Origin of the sequence: Sinorhizobium sp. FG01, assembly GCF_002531875.1 — a bacterium.
GTDB classification, from domain to species: domain Bacteria; phylum Pseudomonadota; class Alphaproteobacteria; order Rhizobiales; family Rhizobiaceae; genus Sinorhizobium; species Sinorhizobium fredii_C.
The window spans coordinates 88,460-105,717 of the sequence record NZ_NWTB01000016.1 but is presented as its reverse complement, the minus strand read 5'-3'; the positions used below and the strand labels follow the sequence as shown (position 1 = coordinate 105,717).

Below are 17,258 nucleotides of genomic sequence, written 5' to 3'. Positions count from 1 at the left end.
GCAGATCTCGCGGGGGTGGCAGTAGGCCGCCCTCGCCACTCACCATCCCTCACGTTGAGAGTACGGCGCTTGCGGCGACCGTAAACGAAGAGTCTTTGTCATGATACGGCACATCAAATCAGCGCAGGCCTCTGTAGAAGAGGGCGGTACCGACAGCGCGGTGACCAAAGCAGTCGAGGCGCTTCTCGCAAAGGTCAAAAACGGTGGTGACAAGGCAGTTCGCGAGCTGTCGATCCAGTTCGATAAGCTCGATCGAGAATCCTATCGTCTTTCGAAGGAAGAAATCGACCGATCCATCAATTCCCTCACGAGCCGCGAGCGCGAAGATCTCGACTTCGCACAGGATCAAGTCCGAAAGTTTGCAGAAGCCCAGAAGGCAACCCTGACCGATCTTGAGGTGGAGACTCTGCCGGGAGTGATCCTGGGTCATCGAAATGTCCCTATCCAGAATGTCGGCTGCTATGTGCCGGGCGGCAAGTACCCACTGTTGGCCTCGGCGCATATGACCGTCCTAACCGCCCGCGTGGCCGGCTGCGAGCGTATCATCACCTGCGCCCCGCCTTTCCAGGGCAAGATTTCCGAGAAGATCGTCGCGGCCCAGGCACTTGCAGGTGCCGACGAGATCTATTGCCTGGGTGGCGTTCAGGCGATCGCAGCGATGGCTTACGGGACGGAAACGATTGCACCGGTCGACATGCTGGCGGGTCCAGGCAACGCCTATGTTGCCGAGGCGAAGCGATTGCTCTTCGGGAAAGTCGGCATCGATCTCTTCGCCGGCCCGACTGAAACACTTGTCATCGCTGACGACAGCGCCGATGGCGAACTGGTGGCGACGGATCTGCTGGGGCAGGCCGAACACGGCGTAAATTCGCCTGCGGTTCTGATCACGAATTCCGAAAAGCTCGTCCGTGATACTCTGACCGAGATCGATCGTCTCCTGAAGATCCTGCCCACAGCCGCGATTGCAGCAAAAGCATGGGAGGACTTCGGGGAAATCATTCTCTGTGACACGGTCGACGAGATGGTCGCCGAAGGTGACCGGCTTGCTTCCGAGCACGTCCAGATCCTGACGCGCGATCCCGACTACTTCCTTAACAACATGAGGAACTACGGCGCGCTGTTCCTGGGCGCCCGCACGAACGTCTCCTTCGGCGACAAGGTCATCGGCACCAATCATACGCTGCCGACGAACAGGGCTGCCCGCTACACAGGCGGTCTCTGGGTCGGCAAGTTCCTCAAGACCTGCACCTATCAGCGCATCGAGACGGACGAGGCATCCGCTCTGATCGGCCAATACGGCTCGCGACTTTGCCTCATGGAAGGATTTGCCGGCCACGCAGAGCAGTCGAACATCCGCGTTCGTCGCTACGGCCGCAAGAACGTCGGCTATGCCATGCCGGCGGACCCCAGCTAACAACTTCGCGCCAAGAACCCGCCAAGGGCCTGCGATCAACCGCAACCAGAGAGGAATACATAGATGTCAAAGTTTATTGCCAGTCTTGTCGCTGCCACGATGCTGGTGCCGGCGGCCGCGCGTGCGGAAGGCACGATCGAGGTTCTCCACCACTGGGTTTCCCAAAGCGAAGTCGACGCCTTGAACGTCATCCGCAAGGACCTGGAAACAAAGGGCTTCCAGTGGAAGGACTCCGCCGTCGGCGGCATGAGCGGCGCGAACGCGCAGCAGGCCCTGAGGTCACGTCTGACTTCGGGCGACCCTCCGGGCGCAATGCAATTCTTGGGTTGGGAAGGACCCCAGTGGGCCGAACAGGGTGTTGTTCGCGATCTGAACGACCTTGCCAAGGAAGGCGGGTGGCGTGAGGCGCTTCCCCCGCAACTGCTTACTTTCGTCACCTCCGGCGACGCGTTCATTGCGGCACCGATCAACATGCACCGTCAGAACTGGGTGTGGGCCAACAAGAAGATCTTCGACGAGGCCGGCATCGCGCCTCCCAGGACATGGGAGGAACTTATCGCTGCCGGTAAGAAGCTCAAGGAGAAAGGCGTCACGCCGGTCGCGATGGGCGACGAGGCCTGGCAGATCGGGATCATCTTCGATGCACTGCTGTCGGACTTGAACGGCCCCGAATTCTACAAGAAGGTCGCAATCGACCTCGATCCGGCGGCGCTGAACAGTCCGGAAATGACCAAGGTCTTCGACACGCTGCGCGAGGTCCGTGGCCTCGTCGACGACAATTTCGTCGGCCGAGACTGGGCCGTGGCGACCGGCATGGTCATCAACGGCGAAGCCGCGATGCAGTTCATGGGAGACTGGGCAAAAGGCGAGTTCCTCGCCAAGGGCCTGAAGCCGAACGCAGACTTCTACTGCTTCGCCACGCCAGCCAAGGTTTCCTCGTTCCAGTACGTCATCGACAGCTTCGGCATGTTCACGGTGAAGGACGAGACTGTCCAGAAAGCCCAGGTGGCTCTCGCCGAAACGATCATGGACCCCAAGGTTCAGAAGGGCTTCAACCTGATCAAGGGTTCCATCCCGGCTCGAACGGACGTTTCCGTGGACGATTTCGACGAGTGCGCAAAGCGCGGCTTTAACGAACGTGCCGAAGCCATAAAGGCGGGCAGCATGCTGGGCGCGATGACGCACGGTTTTGCCGCCAAGCCGGAATTCGCATCTGTCTTTGGCGATGTGGCTGCCCAATTCTTTGTCGGCAACATGTCTTCGGAGGACGCAGTGAAGATGCTTGTCGAAGGAATCGACAACGCCCGCTGACGCAGCCGGCCGGGTGCCCAGCACCCGGCCCACCTCGAAGGATTCGGTCATCGGAGCTAGCTCATGAACGCCGCCAAGAGTTTTTCATCACGATTGGCAGGCTGGCTTCCACGCATTGTCGTCGCTCCCAGCCTGCTGATCGTCATCGTCACGGTCTACCTGTTCATACTTTGGACAGGAGTGATCTCGTTCACCTCCTCGAAGTTCGTACCGGTCTACGACTTCGCGGGTTTCGAGCAATTCGTTCGGTTGTGGGCGACGCCGCGCTGGCACACCGCCGTCGCGAACCTCTTTATCTTCTCCGCGCTGTTCCTGATGCTCTCGACGGGCATCGGCCTGCTCATGGCAATTCTGCTCGACCAGAACATTCGAGCGGAAGGATTCTTTAGGGCGGTCTACCTTTATCCGATGGCGCTATCGTTCATCGTCACCGGGACGGCATGGAAGTGGATCATGAATCCCGGTCTCGGCATCCAGAAGGTCGTCAACGAACTCGGCTGGACGAGCTTCACGTTCGACTGGATCACTGATCCCAACATGGCGATCTACACGGTCGTGATTGCTGGCGTCTGGCAATCCTCGGGTTTCGCCATGGCGATTTTCCTGGCCGGTCTCAGAGGGATCGACAACTCGGTCATTAAGGCCGCGCAGATCGAAGGAGCCAGCCTCCCGCTCATCTACCGGCAGATCATCATCCCGATGCTGCGGCCGGCGATGCTGAGCGTAATTGTCCTTCTGAGCTACATCGCCATCAAGAGCTTCGACCTGGTGCTGGCGCTCACCAACGGTGGCCCCGGTTCAGCGACTGAGCTTCCCTCAACCTTCATGTTCTCGGCGACGTTCCGCAGGAACCAGATGGGGGTCGGAGCGGCGAGCGCCATCATGATGCTCATGACCGTCGCGGCAATCATCATCCCCTACCTCTATTCAGAACTCCGGGAGCGCAACAATGGCTAACGCCCTCGCGCAGCAGAAACCAATTGCGGAAACCCTCCAACGACAAAACCGGATGCGTCTGGGTCGCGTGTTCATCTATGGCCCACTCGCTGTCATGGCAGTGCTCTATCTGATGCCTCTTTGGGTTATGGTCGTGACATCGCTCAAGCCGCTCGACGAAATCTACGGCGGCTCCTTTATAGGGCTGCCGCAGACCATCACCCTCGATGCCTGGCGTTCCGCCTGGTCGCAGGCCTGCATCGGTACCGAGTGCACCGGCCTCAGACCCTATTTCGTGAACTCGCTGCTGATGGTCATTCCGGCCGTCGTCCTGTCGACAGGCATCGGCGCCATCAACGGCTACATCCTGACGAAGTGGCGATTTCCGGGCGCGAACTTTGTGTTCGGCTTGCTGCTCTTCGGATGCTTCCTGCCCTATCAGGCGATCCTGATCCCGATGGCGCGAACGCTCGGCCTGCTCGGCCTCGCCGGCAGCATTCCTGGCCTCGTATTCGTCCATGTCGCCTACGGCATCTGCTTCACCACGCTGTTTTTCCGCAACTATTTCGTCTCGTTGCCGGACGAACTCACCAAAGCGGCCATGGTGGATGGAGCAGGCTTCTTCAGAATCTTCTGGAGCGTCATCCTGCCCACGTCGATTCCGATCATCGTGGTCTCCTGTATCTGGCAGTTCACGCAGATCTGGAACGACTTCCTGTTCGGTGTCTCGTTCACATCCGGCGGCAACAGCCCGATAACGGTCGCGCTCAACAACATCGTCAACGTGACCACCGGGCGCAAACAGTACAACGTCGACATGGCCGCCGCCATGATCGCCGCTATCCCCACTCTTTTGGTCTACATCGTCGCAGGACGCTACTTCGTCCGCGGACTGACGGCCGGCGCTGTGAAAGGCTGATCCAATGTCCACTCTTGAAATCGATCGCGTTCGCAAGACTTACGGCAATCTCGAAGTCCTCAAGGAGGTGAGTATCTCCATTGGCACTGGCGATTTCCTCGTCCTTCTTGGTCCTTCCGGGTGTGGAAAGTCTACCCTCCTAAGCATGATAGCCGGGCTGGAAAACATCTCGGGCGGCGAGGTCCGGATTGCCGGAAAGGTTGTTAACGAGCTGTCGCCGAAAGATCGCGACATCGCGATGGTCTTCCAATCCTACGCGCTTTACCCGACGATGACGGTTCGACAGAATATCGAATTCGGCATGAAGATCCGCGGGGTGCCGCCAGCTCAGCGCGATAAGGCCGTTCGATCAGCCGCCGATCTTCTGCAGATCACGCATCTCCTGGATCGCAAGCCGTCGCAATTGTCGGGCGGCCAGCGTCAGCGCGTTGCAATGGGACGCGCCATCGTGCGCCAACCCAAGCTGTTCCTGTTCGACGAGCCGTTGTCGAACCTCGACGCGAAGCTGCGCGTCGATATGCGCACCGAGATCAAGCGCCTGCACGCGCGGCTCGGCACGACGATCGTCTACGTCACGCACGACCAGATCGAAGCGATGACGCTGGCGACCCGCGTGGCCGTCATGAAGGGCGGTGTGGTCCAGCAGCTCGACGATCCCCAGACGGTCTATGACCGGCCGGCGAACGTTTATGTTGCAAAGTTCGTCGGCTCGCCGTCCATGAACATCATTCCCGGCAGGATCGAAGTCGAAGGCACGACCGCGACCGCGATCATCGACGTTGCCAACCGGCGGGCAGCGCGGATACCAGGAATCAGTCTGTCCGGTCAGGCTGCTTCCAAATATGCGAACCGCAAGGTTCTCATCGGCATCCGGCCCGAAATGTTCAGTGTCGGAAATGGGCAGGCGCAAGGTGCAGTTTCGGTGGACGTTGACGTGGTGGAGCCCACCGGCCCGGATACGCTTGCCGTGTTCCATCTCGGCGGCGTGGAAGTCACGGCCCGTCTGCCGCCAAAGCAGGTCAATGCACGCACCTCAGCCACGCTCGCCGTCGATACTTCGAAAATCGTCCTCTTCGATCCGGACAGCGAAGAGCTGATCAATTGACAGGATGTTTAATGGACCAGACAGCGGACATTGTAATAATCGGGTCGGGGATCGGCGGCAGCTCTCTCGCCTATAGTCTTGCGGGCTCGGGAAAGCGCATCGTCATTCTCGAACGCGGGGAGTACCTGAAGGACACCCCCGAGGCTCGGGATGACGTGGCCATTTTCCAGAAGGGCTTCTACCGGTCGACCGAAGAATGGGTGGGTACCGATGGCGAGTCGTTCCTGCCGGGCAACTACTACTATGTCGGTGGCAATTCCAAGTTCTTCGGGGCGGTGATGTACCGTTACCGGGCCGAGGACTTCGAGCCCCGTCCGCATATGGAAGGCCGCTCGCCTGGCTGGCCATTAGGCTATGCCGATATGGAGCCCTGGTATCAGCGGGCAGAGGAAATCTATGGCGTCCGTGGTGCGGCCGGCGAGGATCCGACGGAGCCGCCGCGATCGCATCCGTATCGCTTCCCGGCTGTTCCCGACGAACCGGCCATTGCCGCGGTGCGGGCAAGGTTGCGCAGGGCCGGCGTCCACCCGGCAAGCCTGCCGCTGGCGATCGATATCGAGGAGTGGCTTCGACGCGGGAAGACAGGGTGGGATGCGTTCCCGAATACCGGACGCGGTAAGATCGACGCGGAAGTCGGTCCGCTTGCCAGTGCACTGGCGCACCCGAACGTGAGCGTCATTACGGGCGCAAATGTGGTGCGGCTGGAAACTGATCCGCTCGGCACGAAAGTGACGGCCGCCGTTTATATCAAGGATGGTGTGGAGCAGCGGATCGGCGCCGAAATTTTTGCAGTGGCTGCCGGTGCGGTTCAGTCGGCCGCCCTACTGCTGAGATCTGGCAATAGCACGCATCCCCGAGGCCTCGGCAATAGCTCCGACCAACTTGGCCGCAACTTCATGAATCACAACACGACTGCGATGCTGGCGATCGATCCAAGATCACCCAACACCGCCGTCTATCAGAAGACGTTGGCCTTCAACGATTTCTACAACAAGGACCCCGATACGGGCTTCCCGCTGGGCAATGTTCAACTGCTGGGCCATATCACCGGCAATATCCTCAAGGCGCAAACGCCGTCGGTGCCGGCCTGGATGTCAAGGCTCATGGCGCGTTATGCCTATGGTTGGTTTCTCACAAGCGAGGACCTTCCCAATCCAGACAGCCGAGTAATGGTGAAGGACGGCAGGGTCGTAATGCATTGGGTGCGCTCAAATATGCGTGCCCACGAAGCGCTGATCAAAAGAACCCGCGACGTCATGCGTAGGGCAGGCTTTCCGATAGTCCTGACGCGCACGTTCGGACGGAAGACGACCTCTCACCAATGCGGTACCGCCCAAATGGGAACTGACCCGCAAGCGTCGGTTGTCGATCTCGATTGCCGCAGCCACGACGTGGAGAATCTGTACGTCACCGACGCGTCGGTCTTACCTACTTCGGCTGCCGTCAATCCGGCACTGACGGTCGCTGCGCTCGCTATCAAGGCAGGCAATTCGATCTCAAGGGGGCGTTGATGGCACGCTGGGACATTGGGTCGGCGGTTTTCGGACTTCGCTCGCGGCAGCCGGACGAGGTCAACACGTACGATTACATCGTCGTGGGCGGAGGCTCGACCGGCTGTGTCGTGGCCTCGCGTCTCTCGGAGGACCCCGCTGTTAGCGTATTGCTCATCGAGGAGGGGCCGCGCGACCACAATCCCTACATTCACATTCCCGGCGCCTACTACAAAACGGCGCAGGGTGACTTGTTGAAGCGCATTCACTGGGAACCGATGGCCGATCAGGCACGTGATGAAAAGCCGACCATGGTACAGGCGAGGGTGCTTGGCGGCGGCAGCTCCGTCAACGCGATGATCTACATTCGTGGCGTGCCGTCCGATTATGAGCAGTGGGTCAACCTGGGTGCTGAAGGCTGGGGCTATGCCGATGTCCTGCCGTTCTTCATGCGCGCCGAGGACAACAATCGCTTTTGCAACGGAGTCCATGGCGTCGGGGGGCCCCTCGGAGTTTCGGATATCGACTATATTCATCCCCTGACCCGCGCCTGGTTGCAGGCCTGCCAGCAGGCGGGGCTTCCTTACAACCCCGACTTCAATTCAGGAAATCCGGCCGGTTGCGGCCTGTATCAGATAACGTCCCGCAACGGGCGCCGCAGCTCTGCCGCGGTTGCCTATCTCAACCCGGCCCGCAAACGGAGCAACCTGCGTATCGAGACTGGGACTACGGCTACGCGCGTGATAGTTGAGAAGGGACGCGCAGTCGGTGTCGAATGCGTGAGGGGCAAACGCACCCTGGTCTATAGGGCCGAGCAGGAAGTCGTCCTCTCCGCCGGGGCGATTGGCACGCCCAAGCTCCTGATGCTGTCCGGGATCGGTCCCGAAGACCAGATCAGACGCCAGGGCATAGACCTCCAGGCGGACCTGCCCGGCGTGGGCCAGAACCTGCAGGATCACATCGAAATCTCGTTGGTCTACCAGCTCAACGGACCTCACAGCTATGACAAGTATAAAAAGCCTCTCTGGAAGGCGGCGGCGGGTCTGAACTACGCCCTCTTCCGTGGCGGACCCGCGTCATCGAACCTGATTGAAGGCGGCGCATTCTGGTGGGGCGACAAGGCAGAGATGACCCCTGATATCCAATACTTCATGGTCGTTGGCGCGGGCATCGAGGAGGGGGTCGATGCAGTGCCGGGCGGTAACGGATGCACGGTCAATCTGGGGCAGATCAGACCCCGCTCCAGAGGTGAGGTGACGCTCGCTAGCGCTGACCCGACGGCAAATCCGCGCGTAGCGCCGCGCTACTTCTCGGACCCGTACGATCTCGACGCCATCACCGACGGAACAATGACCGCGCTCGACATCATGGCGCAGCCGGCAATCGCGCGATACGTCGCCGCCCGGCACACGCCGTCGCCGTCTCTCAAGTCGCGCGAGCACATCAGAGCTTTTTGTCTCAAGGACGCCCACGCCGCCTTGCACCCTTCTGGGACATGCCGCATGGGCCAGGACGAGATGGCGGTGGTCGATTCTCAGCTTCGAGTGAGAGGGATCGACGGACTGCGGGTCGCTGATGCCTCGGTCATGCCAACGCTGATCTCGGGCAACCCCAACGCCGTCTGCATCATGATCGGCGAGCGTGCGGCCGATTTCCTGCGCTTAGAAACCGCGCAGAGACATCAAAAGGATCACGGCTTATGACCCTCACACTCGATCAGGACGCCAGGGCAATACTCCTGCCGGCGTTCGATAATCTGGATTTTGCGGACGTCATGGAACCGTTTCTGGAAAAGGGCGGCCGTTCCATTCTGATCGGGGAAACTCGGGCCGAGTACGTGGCTCGAGAGATGTCAAAAGAAAGACTCGCCACGGAGACCCCGGATATCTTTCGAACCGCTGTCGACAGGCTCCGGGCTGGATGTCCCGAGCTCATAGTCGCCGTCGACCAAGAGTTGGGCGGCATCCAGAGGCTGGAAGGGCTTGTCTGTGCGCTCCCCGCCTTGCAAGACGCGGGCGCGTTGTCTGAGAACGTGCTCGCCGAACGTTGCCAACAAGTCGCGGCAGCCGCTTGCGAGCTCGGCGTCACGATGTTCCTGGCGCCGATCGCAGACGTCGTCGACGGCCGAAATCCATGGCTGCACAACCGGACGATGGGCAGGGATGCGCAAACCGTCGCGAGGCTTGCCGCGGCGTACGTCAAGGGCGTCCAGAAGGCGGGGATCATTGCAGTGACGAAGCACTTTCCGGGCTTCAACGATCTCGAAGCTGACCCCGCGCTGGTCGATGTTTCGCTAGGAACGACACTCGACCGTATTCTCGCAAGTGCCCTGCCGTTCAGGGCTGCGATCGAGGCTGGGACGAAAGCGGTGATGACAGGCCCCGCGCCCGTCGCCGCGCTCGACGCACAAAATGCTGCCAGCACGTCAGCGGCCGTGATCGCCCTGTTGCGCGGGCACTTCGGCTTCAAGGGCCTCGTCGTCAGCGACGATCTTGACGCTCCTGCCACGATGCGTGGCGCATCGCTTCTGGACACCGCGATCGCCTCCCTCAATGCAGGGGTCGACCTCCTGCTCGTCGGAGGAGGGCCACACATCCACGCCTTGTCCGACGGCATCGCAGACGCAGTGCGGGCTGGGCGTCTTTCTGCCGAGCGGTTGGCGGACGCGGCGCGCCGCGTGAGGGAAATCGCCGCTGGACGTTGAACGAACGGTACCGGATTGCTCGCCGGGCTTCTCCGGCGGGTGCGTAGCAAAAAGCCCTCGAGAACATTCGTGGGTCGACACGCAGTCGATTGCAGTCAACGCGCCTGCGGTAGAGCGGATCGCCAACTGCCGCAAGCTGCCTGTGCGGCTATGTTAGCCGTCCAAAGCGAGCACACGGAACATTGCCAACGAGCTGTCCAGGGTCGTGGTGATTGGGTTCCGCAAGCGTTGCACTGGCCACTCAGCGAGGAGTCCGCATTAAGCCCATGCCAACCAATCCCTCTGCGATCAGACGGGACAGGAGATAGTTGTCGAGCCGCTCACGATAATTGGTGGATGCTTCAGTGAGCAGTTCCGTGCGGAAAAAACCAGGATTGACGATCATTGTCTGGATGCCGAATGGATCGACTTCGGCCTGTAGCGCTTCCATCCAGCCATCGAGGCCGAACTTTGACGCCGAGTAGGCCGAGTTGAACTCGGAACCCATCAATCCGGCTGATGAAGAGATGGAAATGACCTTGCCCGAGCGCAGCTTTCGCATGGCCGGAAGAAAGGCGCGGGTCACGTTTATGGGACCACCAAGGCTGGTACTGAGCTGCAGCTCCATCTGTTCGGGAGACAGCTCCTCGAAATACCCGGCGTAGAAGCTCGCCGCGTTGTTGACCAGCACGTCAATCCGTCCGAACCGCTCGAGCGTCGCCTGTGCGGCGGCTTCCGCATCCGCTGCGCTGCTCACATCGAGCTTAACGAGTCCCACCAAGACACCATGGGCTTTGACATCATAGTGCGCAATCAATCGCCAGATTGCATTATTCTCGTGAGCCAGTCGGCGAAAATCCTCGCCAAGCGCCGTTGGCTGCCAGATTTCGGATAAGCCAGGTAGTGCCCGATGTAGCGCGTGTCGCGACACCTGCCTGCGAAGGGCCGCACCAGTTTTCCGTTGTCCAATTCGCGCCGCGCCAGCACGTCCGATTCAAGTGCGACACCCAACCCGTTAGCGGCGGCGTCTACCGCAAGGAAGCTCCTGTCGAAGCTCATCGTTGGAGCAGGAGGTGGCCCGAGGTTGTTCGCCTCGAACCAGTCGATCCATTGGATGCGCTTCAGATCGCTGCGTATGAGTGGCTGTCGTACGAGGTCACGGGGCGATTTGAGTTCCTTGGCCATCTCCGGCGAACAGAGGGGAGCGACGATCTCCTCTCCGAGGGAAATAACGATGAGGTCCTCGCGATCCAGAGGCTCGCCATAGACGATATCCGCATCGAAAAGATCGTCTACGAAGCGGGCATAGTTCGTGCTGGCGGCGAACCTCACTTCGATGCCGGGGTTCTCTTTCAGGAATAGCGGCAGGCGCGGTGACAGAACTTGAGCGGCGAAACTCGGCGCGCAATGGACGCGCAGCAACTGCGCCTTTTTGGATGAAATAAGTTCAACACCATGGCGCAGCTCCTCAAAGGCATTGGAAGCATGGGTGAGCAGCGTCTGGCCTGCCAGCGTCAGCTCGACATTGCGCGTTGTCCGCTCGAAAAGACTGGCGCCGAGGTCACGCTCAAGTCGCACTATCGCATGACTGATCGCGCTCGGCGAAAGCCTGAGCTCCTCGGCTGCCGCTCGAAAGGAGCCGAGGCGGGCGGCCGATTCGAAGATGCGCATGGCGGAAAGCGAAATCATGTTCAGCATCGGATTAGTGAAGCAGAGTCATCTACCGATGTAAACTTGGCGTTTGCAGCAGACCGCTCGTTCATTCAATTCTCTCCCCATCGAAGCGGCGGACCGCCACGCGGACGAAGAGGACCAGAGGCTTCGGGAGGAGGAGACCTGTATGCTACTGCGAGGAAAGACCGCGGTCATTTCGGGAGCGGCAAGCAAGCGCGGTATCGGTCGCGCCACGGCCGAGCTTTTTGCGGAGAATGGTGCCAGAGTCGCCATCCTGGACATCGATGCCGAGGCCGCGAGCGAAGCGGCGTCGACCCTGGCACCGGTTGAGCGCGGCAGTCACATTGGTCTCGGCTGCGACGTCACCGATCGGGCGTCGTGCAAGGATGCGGCGGAGGCGGCAATCGAGGCGTTCGGCGCCATCGACGTGCTCATCAACAACGCCGGTGTCACGCAGCCCGTGAAGACGCTCGAGATTTCCGAAGAGGATTGGCAGCGCATCGTTGCGGTCAACATGACCGGCGTATTGAACCTCAGCCAGTCCTTTATCCCGAACATGCGCGACAATGGCGGCGGATCAATTGCCTGCATGTCGTCGGTCTCTGCCCAGCGTGGAGGCGGCATTTTCGGCGGTCCGCACTATTCGGCGGCCAAGGCCGGCGTTCTTGGTCTCGCGAAGGCGATGGCGCGCGAATTCGGCCCGGCAGGCATTCGCGTCAATTCTGTAACCCCCGGCCTCATCCAGACTGATATCACCGGCGGCAAGCTGTCCGAGGAGATGCGTTCCGACATCATCAGGGGCATCCCGTTGAACAGGCTCGGCGAGGCACGCGACGTCGCCAGCATCTATCTGTTTCTCGCCTCCGACCTGTCGGCCTATGTCACCGGCGCCGTGATCGACGTCAACGGCGGAATGCTGATCCACTGAGCTCCGACAAGGCCTCCATCATAAATCGGAAGGAAGGTAGGAATGGCCGAGATTGGTCATAATGTGAGCTTGAGCGAGCGCGCAAGGCGCATCCGCCGCAACGCGCTCCGGATGGGAGAGGTCCAAGGCCAGGGCTATATCGCGCAGGCGCTTGGTGTCGCCGATGTACTCGCCGTGTCCTACTTCCACGCCACCAGCTATCGCCCGGAAGATCCGGAGTGGGAAGGCCGCGACCGGTTTCTGCTTTCGATCGGCCACTACGCGATCGCGCTCTATGCCGCCTTGATCGAGGCGAAGATCATTCCCGAAGATGAGCTCGGGACCTACGGCATGGACGACAGCCGGCTGCCGATGTCCGGCATGGCTACCTATACGCCGGGCATGGAGATCACCGGCGGGTCGCTCGGCCACGGACTTGGCATTGCTGTCGGCATGTCCCTGGCGTTGAAGCGCAAGGGCTCAAAATCGTTTGTCTACAATCTCTTCTCGGACGGCGAACTGGACGAGGGCTCCACCTGGGAAGCGGCGATGTCGGCCGGCTCCTACAAGCTCGACAACCTGATCGGCATCGTCGATGTCAACCAGATGCAAGCCGACGGGCCTTCTCTCGGGGTGATGAACTTCGAACCGCTCGTACCGAAGTTCGAGGCCTTCGGTTGGTTCGTGCAGCGCGTCGACGGAAACGAAATCGACGCACTGGTCAAGGCGTTCGATGCTGCCCGCCACCACGACGGCGCACAGCCGCGCATGATCATCTGCGACACGAAAATGGCGAAGGGCGTGCCATTCCTGGAGGCGCGCGAGCGCAACCACTTCCTGCGGGTCGAGCCGCATGAATGGGCCGAAGCCCTGAAGATCATCGACGCAGGAGCCGTGGCATGAGGCGTTCCAAATACATTCGGCCGGAGCACTTGCTGAACAACGGCGACAGACCGCGGCTTACGACTTCAGCGATGATCGCGTCCATTGCCGGGCCGGACCAGCCGACGAAGCCGGCACCTTTCGGGCACACGCTGGCAGCGATAGCAGACAGGGACCCTCGTATTGTCGGCCTTTCCGCCGATCTGGCGAAATACACCGATCTGCATATCTTCCGCGCCGCCCACCCGGACCGATTCTACCAGATGGGGATGGCCGAGCAGCTTCTGATGATGGCGGCTGCCGGCATGGCGAGGGAAGGTTTCCAGCCGTGGGTCACCACCTATGCGGTCTTTGCCTCCCGTCGCGCCTACGACTTCATCTGCCTCGCGATCGCCGAGGAGATGCTGGACGTAAAGATCGTCTGCGCGCTTCCCGGCCTCACGACCGGCTACGGGCCGAGCCATCAGGCAACCGAGGACTTAGCGATGTTCCGCGGCATGCCGAACCTGACGATCATCGATCCTTGCGATGCGCACGAAATCGAGCAGGCGGTGCCGGCGATCGCCGCCCACAAGGGCCCGGTCTACATGCGGCTGCTGCGCGGCAACGTACCGCTCGTGCTCGACGAGTACGGCTACGAGTTCGAACTCGGGAAGGCGAAACTGATCCGGGACGGACAGGATACGCTGATCATTTCGTCCGGCCTCATGACGATGCGGGCGCTTGAAGCCGCCAAGGAACTCCAGAAGGGCGGTGTGGATGCGGCCGTGCTGCACGTTCCCACCATCAAACCGCTCGACGAGGCGACGATCCTTGCGGAGTGCCGAAGAGGTGGGCGCCTCGTCGTCGTTGCCGAGAACCACACCGTGATCGGCGGGCTTGGCGAGGCCGTGGCCGCTACGCTCATGCGCTCGGACGTCCGCCCCCCAGCCTTCCGCCAAATCGCACTACCGGATCAGTTCCTGGAGGCGGGTGCCCTGCCGACGCTGCACGATCAGTACGGGTTCTCCACGGGCAAGGTGGTGTCAGCGATCAAAGGTTGGCTCGACGAATAGTGGAGATCCGGCTTGGAGGAGCTGGATCGCCTTCAAAATGTAAGCACTTGAGGAGGAGACAATGAGCTTGCAACTTCATAGACGTACGTTTCTCGCATCGGTCGCGGCAGCGCTTGCCGCGCCCGCGCTCGTCAGCACCATCCGACCCGCCAGGGCCGAAACGACGTTGACGCTCGGTCACGGCGCCGCGCCGGGAAATCCACGGACCGTCGCCGCCGCCAAGTTTGCAGAGCTGGTGGCCGAGAAGACGTCGGGACGCGTGAAGATCAATGTCGCGGGAGCCGAGACGCTCGGCAGCGACGCGGCCATGTTGACGAGCCTGCGCACCGGGGCATTGGACTTCACGGCAAACAGCCAGGGCGCCACCTCGGCTCTGGTGCCGGAGCTGGCGGCCCTCGGCTTGCCTTTCCTGTTCGCGAGCACCGAGAAGGCGATGAAGCTTCTCAACGGGGCCGTCGGACAGGAGCTCAACAAGCGTTTCGAGGCGGTCGGCGTCGTTCCGCTCGACTGGTGGGACAACGGCATCCGCCACCTCACCAATTCGAAGCGAAAGGTCGTCGCGCCCGCCGATGTTTCCGGCATGAAGATACGCACGCCGGCGGATCCGATGACCATCGACATTTTTGAGTCGCTCGGCGCGACCACCGAGCAGATCGCCTTTGGAGAGCTCTACATCGCCCTGCAGCAGGGCGTCGTCGACGGACAGGAGAATCCACTCGCCAACATCGAGAGTTCGAAGCTCTACGAGGTCAACCGCTACATCAGCCTGACCGCGCACAAGTGGGAGTCGACACCGTTTCTGATGTCGAAGATCGCCGAGGCGCGGCTTGGAGGTGACCTCGAACCGGTGAGGGTGGCAGCCAAGGAGGCCGGCGACCTGCAGCGAAAACTCTCCGCCGAGAAGGCTTCGGAGGTCCTGGCCGCCTTCAAGAGCAACGCAAATATTGAAGTCGCCGAGGTCGATCGCGAGGCGTTCGTGAAGGCGACGGCTCCCGTTGCCGAAATCTGGAAGAAGAAGCCGTTCGGCGATTTCGTCAGCCAGATCGAAGCGGAGGCGAGGGCGTAACCGTCCTCGCCAAGCCGGAGCCTCGCCATGCTTATGCTGTTGCAGCTCGTCGACGTCGTCGAGAAGGTCATCGTGCGGCTCGCCCGCTTCGTCGTGATAGCGAGCGGGATCGCGCTCACCCTCGTCACCACGGGCAATGTGATCGCCCGCTATACCCTGAGCGGCGGCTTCTCCTTCGCGCAGGAGCTACCGATGCTGATCTTCCCCTGGTTCATTCTGGCAGGGATCGTGCTGGCCGCACACGTCGGCGGACACATGGCCGTCGAATGGCTCTACGACAAGCTGGGACAGCGGCTTCGTATTGCCGCCTTCGTGCTCGCTAGCGCGGCCAGCGCCTCAGCCTTCCTGGTGCTCAGCTATCAGGCAATGGTCGTCGCGGAGATCGCGGGCGTGGAACACAGTCCCGTGCTGCAACTGCCAAACAGCGTCGGATACTACTCGCTGGCTGTCGGCGCCTTCCTCGTCGCTATCGTCACGGTCTCCGTCGCGGTGAGGGTGCTTCGTTTCGGCTGGGAACAGCGGACCAAGGTCGGGGCAGAGGAGATGCCGCTATGACGCTGATAATGATCATCTCGTTCTGCATTCTCATGGTGCTGGCCGTGCCGGTGGGCTACGCGCTCATTATTGCGGCGGGCGTCGGTGTGCTTTTCAATGGCTACGTGCCGCTTTCCGTGGTTGCACAGCAGGTTTACGACCAGACCCAGTCCTTTCCCATGCTGGCGCTGCCGTTTTTCATGCTGGCTGGGACGCTGATGCTTGGCGGTGAACTCGGCCGGCAGCTCCTGGCGCTTGCGTCGAAGGCGATGCAGCGCTGGCGCGGAGGCCCGTTGTCGACGACGGTCGTCTCCTCGGTCGTCTTTGGCGGCGTATCGGGCTCGGCTGTTGCGAATGCCAGTGCGCTAGGATCGGTGCTCATTCCGTGGCAGAAGAGGCAGGGTTATCCGCCGGCGCTCTGCGCCGCGAACAATGCGACCTCGGCAGTCATTGACGTGCTGATCCCGCCGTCGATCCCGATGATCCTCTATTCGCTCATCAGCGGTGTCAGCGTCGGCAACCTGTTCCTGGCGGGTATTGTTCCAGGACTCTTTATGGCAGCGAGCTTCGTCTTCGTCTGCTGGTTGGTGTCGATTCGGCGTGGCTACAGCACGCAAGCCGTGAAGGTGAAGAAAAGCGAGCTGGCGATGCTCGCGCTCAAGAGCTTTCCTGCAATTCTGCTGCCCATCCTGATCGTTCTGTTCCTGCGCTTCGGTTTCGCGACCCCGACCGAGGTGGCCGTGCTGTCGGTCGTGTACTCCCTTTTGCTGAGCCTGCTGTTTTACCGCGACCTGACCTGGACGCGGTTCTGCGAGAATGTGGTCGAGGCGGGCGTTGCGACCGGCGTGGTCATGCTCGTCATCATGGGAAGCGCTGCTGTCGGCTGGGTCCTCACCTTCGACCAGGCGCCGCAACAGATGGCGGCATGGGTGGCGGACAACATCTCGAGCCCCATCCTCATCATCCTGCTGATGAACATCCTGATGCTGATCGTCGGCATGCCGCTCGACATGCCACCGGCAATCCTCCTGCTCGGCCCGATCTTCGTGCCTCTGGCGGACGCGATTGGCCTCGACCGTGTGCAACTCGGCCTGATGATGGTTATCAACCTGGGGATCGGCCTCTACACGCCGCCCATCGGGACGACTCTATTCATCTCTTCCTCGATCGCAAAGACACCGCTTGGTGCGACGACACGGGAGCTGTGGCCGTTTTTCGGCATGGCGATGCTTCTTCTGCTCGCCGTCAGCTTCATTCCCGGCCTGACGATCTATTGAGGGGA

Annotated in this window: 15 protein-coding genes and 1 pseudogene; 14 read left to right on the top strand and 2 right to left on the bottom strand. The window is 61.0% G+C overall.

From position 1 onward, the window contains the following. The first annotated feature begins 100 nt into the window (after positions 1 to 100). The 8 genes from hisD to CO656_RS23865 all read left to right on the top strand — a co-directional run bounded on the left by hisD (position 101) and on the right by CO656_RS23865 (position 9,879). Positions 101 to 1,414 carry a histidinol dehydrogenase gene (gene hisD, locus CO656_RS23900; RefSeq protein WP_097527369.1) on the top strand — a complete coding sequence of 438 codons (1,314 nt, stop codon included), beginning with the start codon at positions 101 to 103 and terminating at the stop codon, positions 1,412 to 1,414. 63 nt (positions 1,415 to 1,477) lie between these two features. Next, positions 1,478 to 2,725, top strand: coding sequence for an ABC transporter substrate-binding protein (locus tag CO656_RS23895; protein WP_097527368.1), 1,248 nt, complete (start codon positions 1,478 to 1,480; stop codon positions 2,723 to 2,725). A gap of 63 nt (positions 2,726 to 2,788) precedes the next feature. Beyond that, positions 2,789 to 3,682 (top strand): sugar ABC transporter permease, encoded by an 894-nt coding sequence (locus CO656_RS23890; RefSeq protein ID WP_097527367.1) that lies wholly within the window; start codon positions 2,789 to 2,791, stop codon positions 3,680 to 3,682. Beyond that, positions 3,675 to 4,580, top strand: a complete 906-nt coding sequence (locus tag CO656_RS23885) for a carbohydrate ABC transporter permease (RefSeq protein WP_097527366.1) — start codon at positions 3,675 to 3,677, stop codon at positions 4,578 to 4,580. The genes CO656_RS23890 and CO656_RS23885 overlap by 8 nt, the downstream gene beginning before the upstream one ends. A gap of 4 nt (positions 4,581 to 4,584) precedes the next feature. Then, positions 4,585 to 5,685, top strand: coding sequence for a sn-glycerol-3-phosphate ABC transporter ATP-binding protein UgpC (gene ugpC / locus CO656_RS23880; RefSeq protein ID WP_097527365.1), 1,101 nt, complete (start codon positions 4,585 to 4,587; stop codon positions 5,683 to 5,685). Between the two features lie 11 nt (positions 5,686 to 5,696). Beyond that, positions 5,697 to 7,196, top strand: a complete 1,500-nt coding sequence (locus tag CO656_RS23875; protein ID WP_097527364.1) for a GMC family oxidoreductase — start codon at positions 5,697 to 5,699, stop codon at positions 7,194 to 7,196. Further along, the gene (locus CO656_RS23870) at positions 7,196 to 8,878 is read left to right on the top strand and encodes a GMC family oxidoreductase N-terminal domain-containing protein (RefSeq protein WP_234819573.1); all 1,683 of its coding nucleotides are present in this window, start codon (positions 7,196 to 7,198) and stop codon (positions 8,876 to 8,878) included. Before CO656_RS23875 ends, CO656_RS23870 begins: the two co-directional genes overlap by 1 nt. Next, positions 8,875 to 9,879 (top strand): glycoside hydrolase family 3 N-terminal domain-containing protein, encoded by a 1,005-nt coding sequence (locus CO656_RS23865; protein ID WP_097527363.1) that lies wholly within the window; start codon positions 8,875 to 8,877, stop codon positions 9,877 to 9,879. The genes CO656_RS23870 and CO656_RS23865 overlap by 4 nt, the downstream gene beginning before the upstream one ends. Positions 9,880 to 10,210: 331 nt before the next feature. Here CO656_RS23865 and CO656_RS23860 read toward each other — a convergent pair. After that, a pseudogene (locus CO656_RS23860) lies at positions 10,211 to 10,654 on the bottom strand (SDR family NAD(P)-dependent oxidoreductase); the annotation flags it as partial. Between the two features lie 17 nt (positions 10,655 to 10,671). Further along, positions 10,672 to 11,556 carry a LysR substrate-binding domain-containing protein gene (locus tag CO656_RS23855; protein WP_097527362.1) on the bottom strand — a complete coding sequence of 295 codons (885 nt, stop codon included), beginning with the start codon at positions 11,554 to 11,556 and terminating at the stop codon, positions 10,672 to 10,674. A 142-nt stretch (positions 11,557 to 11,698) separates the two neighbouring features. Here CO656_RS23855 and CO656_RS23850 point away from each other — a divergent pair, with 142 nt between their 5' ends. From CO656_RS23850 to CO656_RS23825, 6 genes are all read left to right on the top strand, one after another. Next, complete coding sequence (locus tag CO656_RS23850) at positions 11,699 to 12,460, top strand: SDR family NAD(P)-dependent oxidoreductase (protein WP_097527361.1); 762 nt, start codon at positions 11,699 to 11,701, stop codon at positions 12,458 to 12,460. A 42-nt stretch (positions 12,461 to 12,502) separates the two neighbouring features. Continuing rightward, positions 12,503 to 13,342, top strand: coding sequence for a transketolase (locus tag CO656_RS23845; RefSeq protein WP_097527360.1), 840 nt, complete (start codon positions 12,503 to 12,505; stop codon positions 13,340 to 13,342). Further along, positions 13,339 to 14,376: a transketolase family protein gene (locus CO656_RS23840; RefSeq protein WP_097527359.1), complete on the top strand. Its 1,038-nt coding sequence runs from the start codon at positions 13,339 to 13,341 to the stop codon at positions 14,374 to 14,376. The genes CO656_RS23845 and CO656_RS23840 overlap by 4 nt, the downstream gene beginning before the upstream one ends. Before the next feature lie 61 nt (positions 14,377 to 14,437). Then, complete coding sequence (locus CO656_RS23835) at positions 14,438 to 15,442, top strand: TRAP transporter substrate-binding protein (protein WP_097527358.1); 1,005 nt, start codon at positions 14,438 to 14,440, stop codon at positions 15,440 to 15,442. A gap of 27 nt (positions 15,443 to 15,469) precedes the next feature. Further along, positions 15,470 to 15,997 (top strand): TRAP transporter small permease subunit, encoded by a 528-nt coding sequence (locus tag CO656_RS23830; RefSeq protein WP_097527357.1) that lies wholly within the window; start codon positions 15,470 to 15,472, stop codon positions 15,995 to 15,997. Next, the gene (locus tag CO656_RS23825; RefSeq protein WP_097527356.1) at positions 15,994 to 17,253 is read left to right on the top strand and encodes a TRAP transporter large permease subunit; all 1,260 of its coding nucleotides are present in this window, start codon (positions 15,994 to 15,996) and stop codon (positions 17,251 to 17,253) included. The genes CO656_RS23830 and CO656_RS23825 overlap by 4 nt, the downstream gene beginning before the upstream one ends. The last annotated feature ends 5 nt before the right edge of the window (positions 17,254 to 17,258 follow it).

What these genes read in the sequence shown, in the direction of transcription:
- hisD (WP_097527369.1), top strand. Translation starts at nt 101, where the DNA reads ATGATACGGCACATCAAATCAGCGCAGGCCTCTGTAGAAGAGGGCGGT.
- CO656_RS23895 (WP_097527368.1), top strand. Translation starts at nt 1,478, where the DNA reads ATGTCAAAGTTTATTGCCAGTCTTGTCGCTGCCACGATGCTGGTGCCG.
- CO656_RS23890 (WP_097527367.1), top strand. Translation starts at nt 2,789, where the DNA reads ATGAACGCCGCCAAGAGTTTTTCATCACGATTGGCAGGCTGGCTTCCA.
- CO656_RS23885 (WP_097527366.1), top strand. Translation starts at nt 3,675, where the DNA reads ATGGCTAACGCCCTCGCGCAGCAGAAACCAATTGCGGAAACCCTCCAA.
- ugpC (WP_097527365.1), top strand. Translation starts at nt 4,585, where the DNA reads ATGTCCACTCTTGAAATCGATCGCGTTCGCAAGACTTACGGCAATCTC.
- CO656_RS23875 (WP_097527364.1), top strand. Translation starts at nt 5,697, where the DNA reads ATGGACCAGACAGCGGACATTGTAATAATCGGGTCGGGGATCGGCGGC.
- CO656_RS23870 (WP_234819573.1), top strand. Translation starts at nt 7,196, where the DNA reads ATGGCACGCTGGGACATTGGGTCGGCGGTTTTCGGACTTCGCTCGCGG.
- CO656_RS23865 (WP_097527363.1), top strand. Translation starts at nt 8,875, where the DNA reads ATGACCCTCACACTCGATCAGGACGCCAGGGCAATACTCCTGCCGGCG.
- CO656_RS23855 (WP_097527362.1), bottom strand. Translation starts at nt 11,556, where the DNA reads ATGCTGAACATGATTTCGCTTTCCGCCATGCGCATCTTCGAATCGGCC.
- CO656_RS23850 (WP_097527361.1), top strand. Translation starts at nt 11,699, where the DNA reads ATGCTACTGCGAGGAAAGACCGCGGTCATTTCGGGAGCGGCAAGCAAG.
- CO656_RS23845 (WP_097527360.1), top strand. Translation starts at nt 12,503, where the DNA reads ATGGCCGAGATTGGTCATAATGTGAGCTTGAGCGAGCGCGCAAGGCGC.
- CO656_RS23840 (WP_097527359.1), top strand. Translation starts at nt 13,339, where the DNA reads ATGAGGCGTTCCAAATACATTCGGCCGGAGCACTTGCTGAACAACGGC.
- CO656_RS23835 (WP_097527358.1), top strand. Translation starts at nt 14,438, where the DNA reads ATGAGCTTGCAACTTCATAGACGTACGTTTCTCGCATCGGTCGCGGCA.
- CO656_RS23830 (WP_097527357.1), top strand. Translation starts at nt 15,470, where the DNA reads ATGCTTATGCTGTTGCAGCTCGTCGACGTCGTCGAGAAGGTCATCGTG.
- CO656_RS23825 (WP_097527356.1), top strand. Translation starts at nt 15,994, where the DNA reads ATGACGCTGATAATGATCATCTCGTTCTGCATTCTCATGGTGCTGGCC.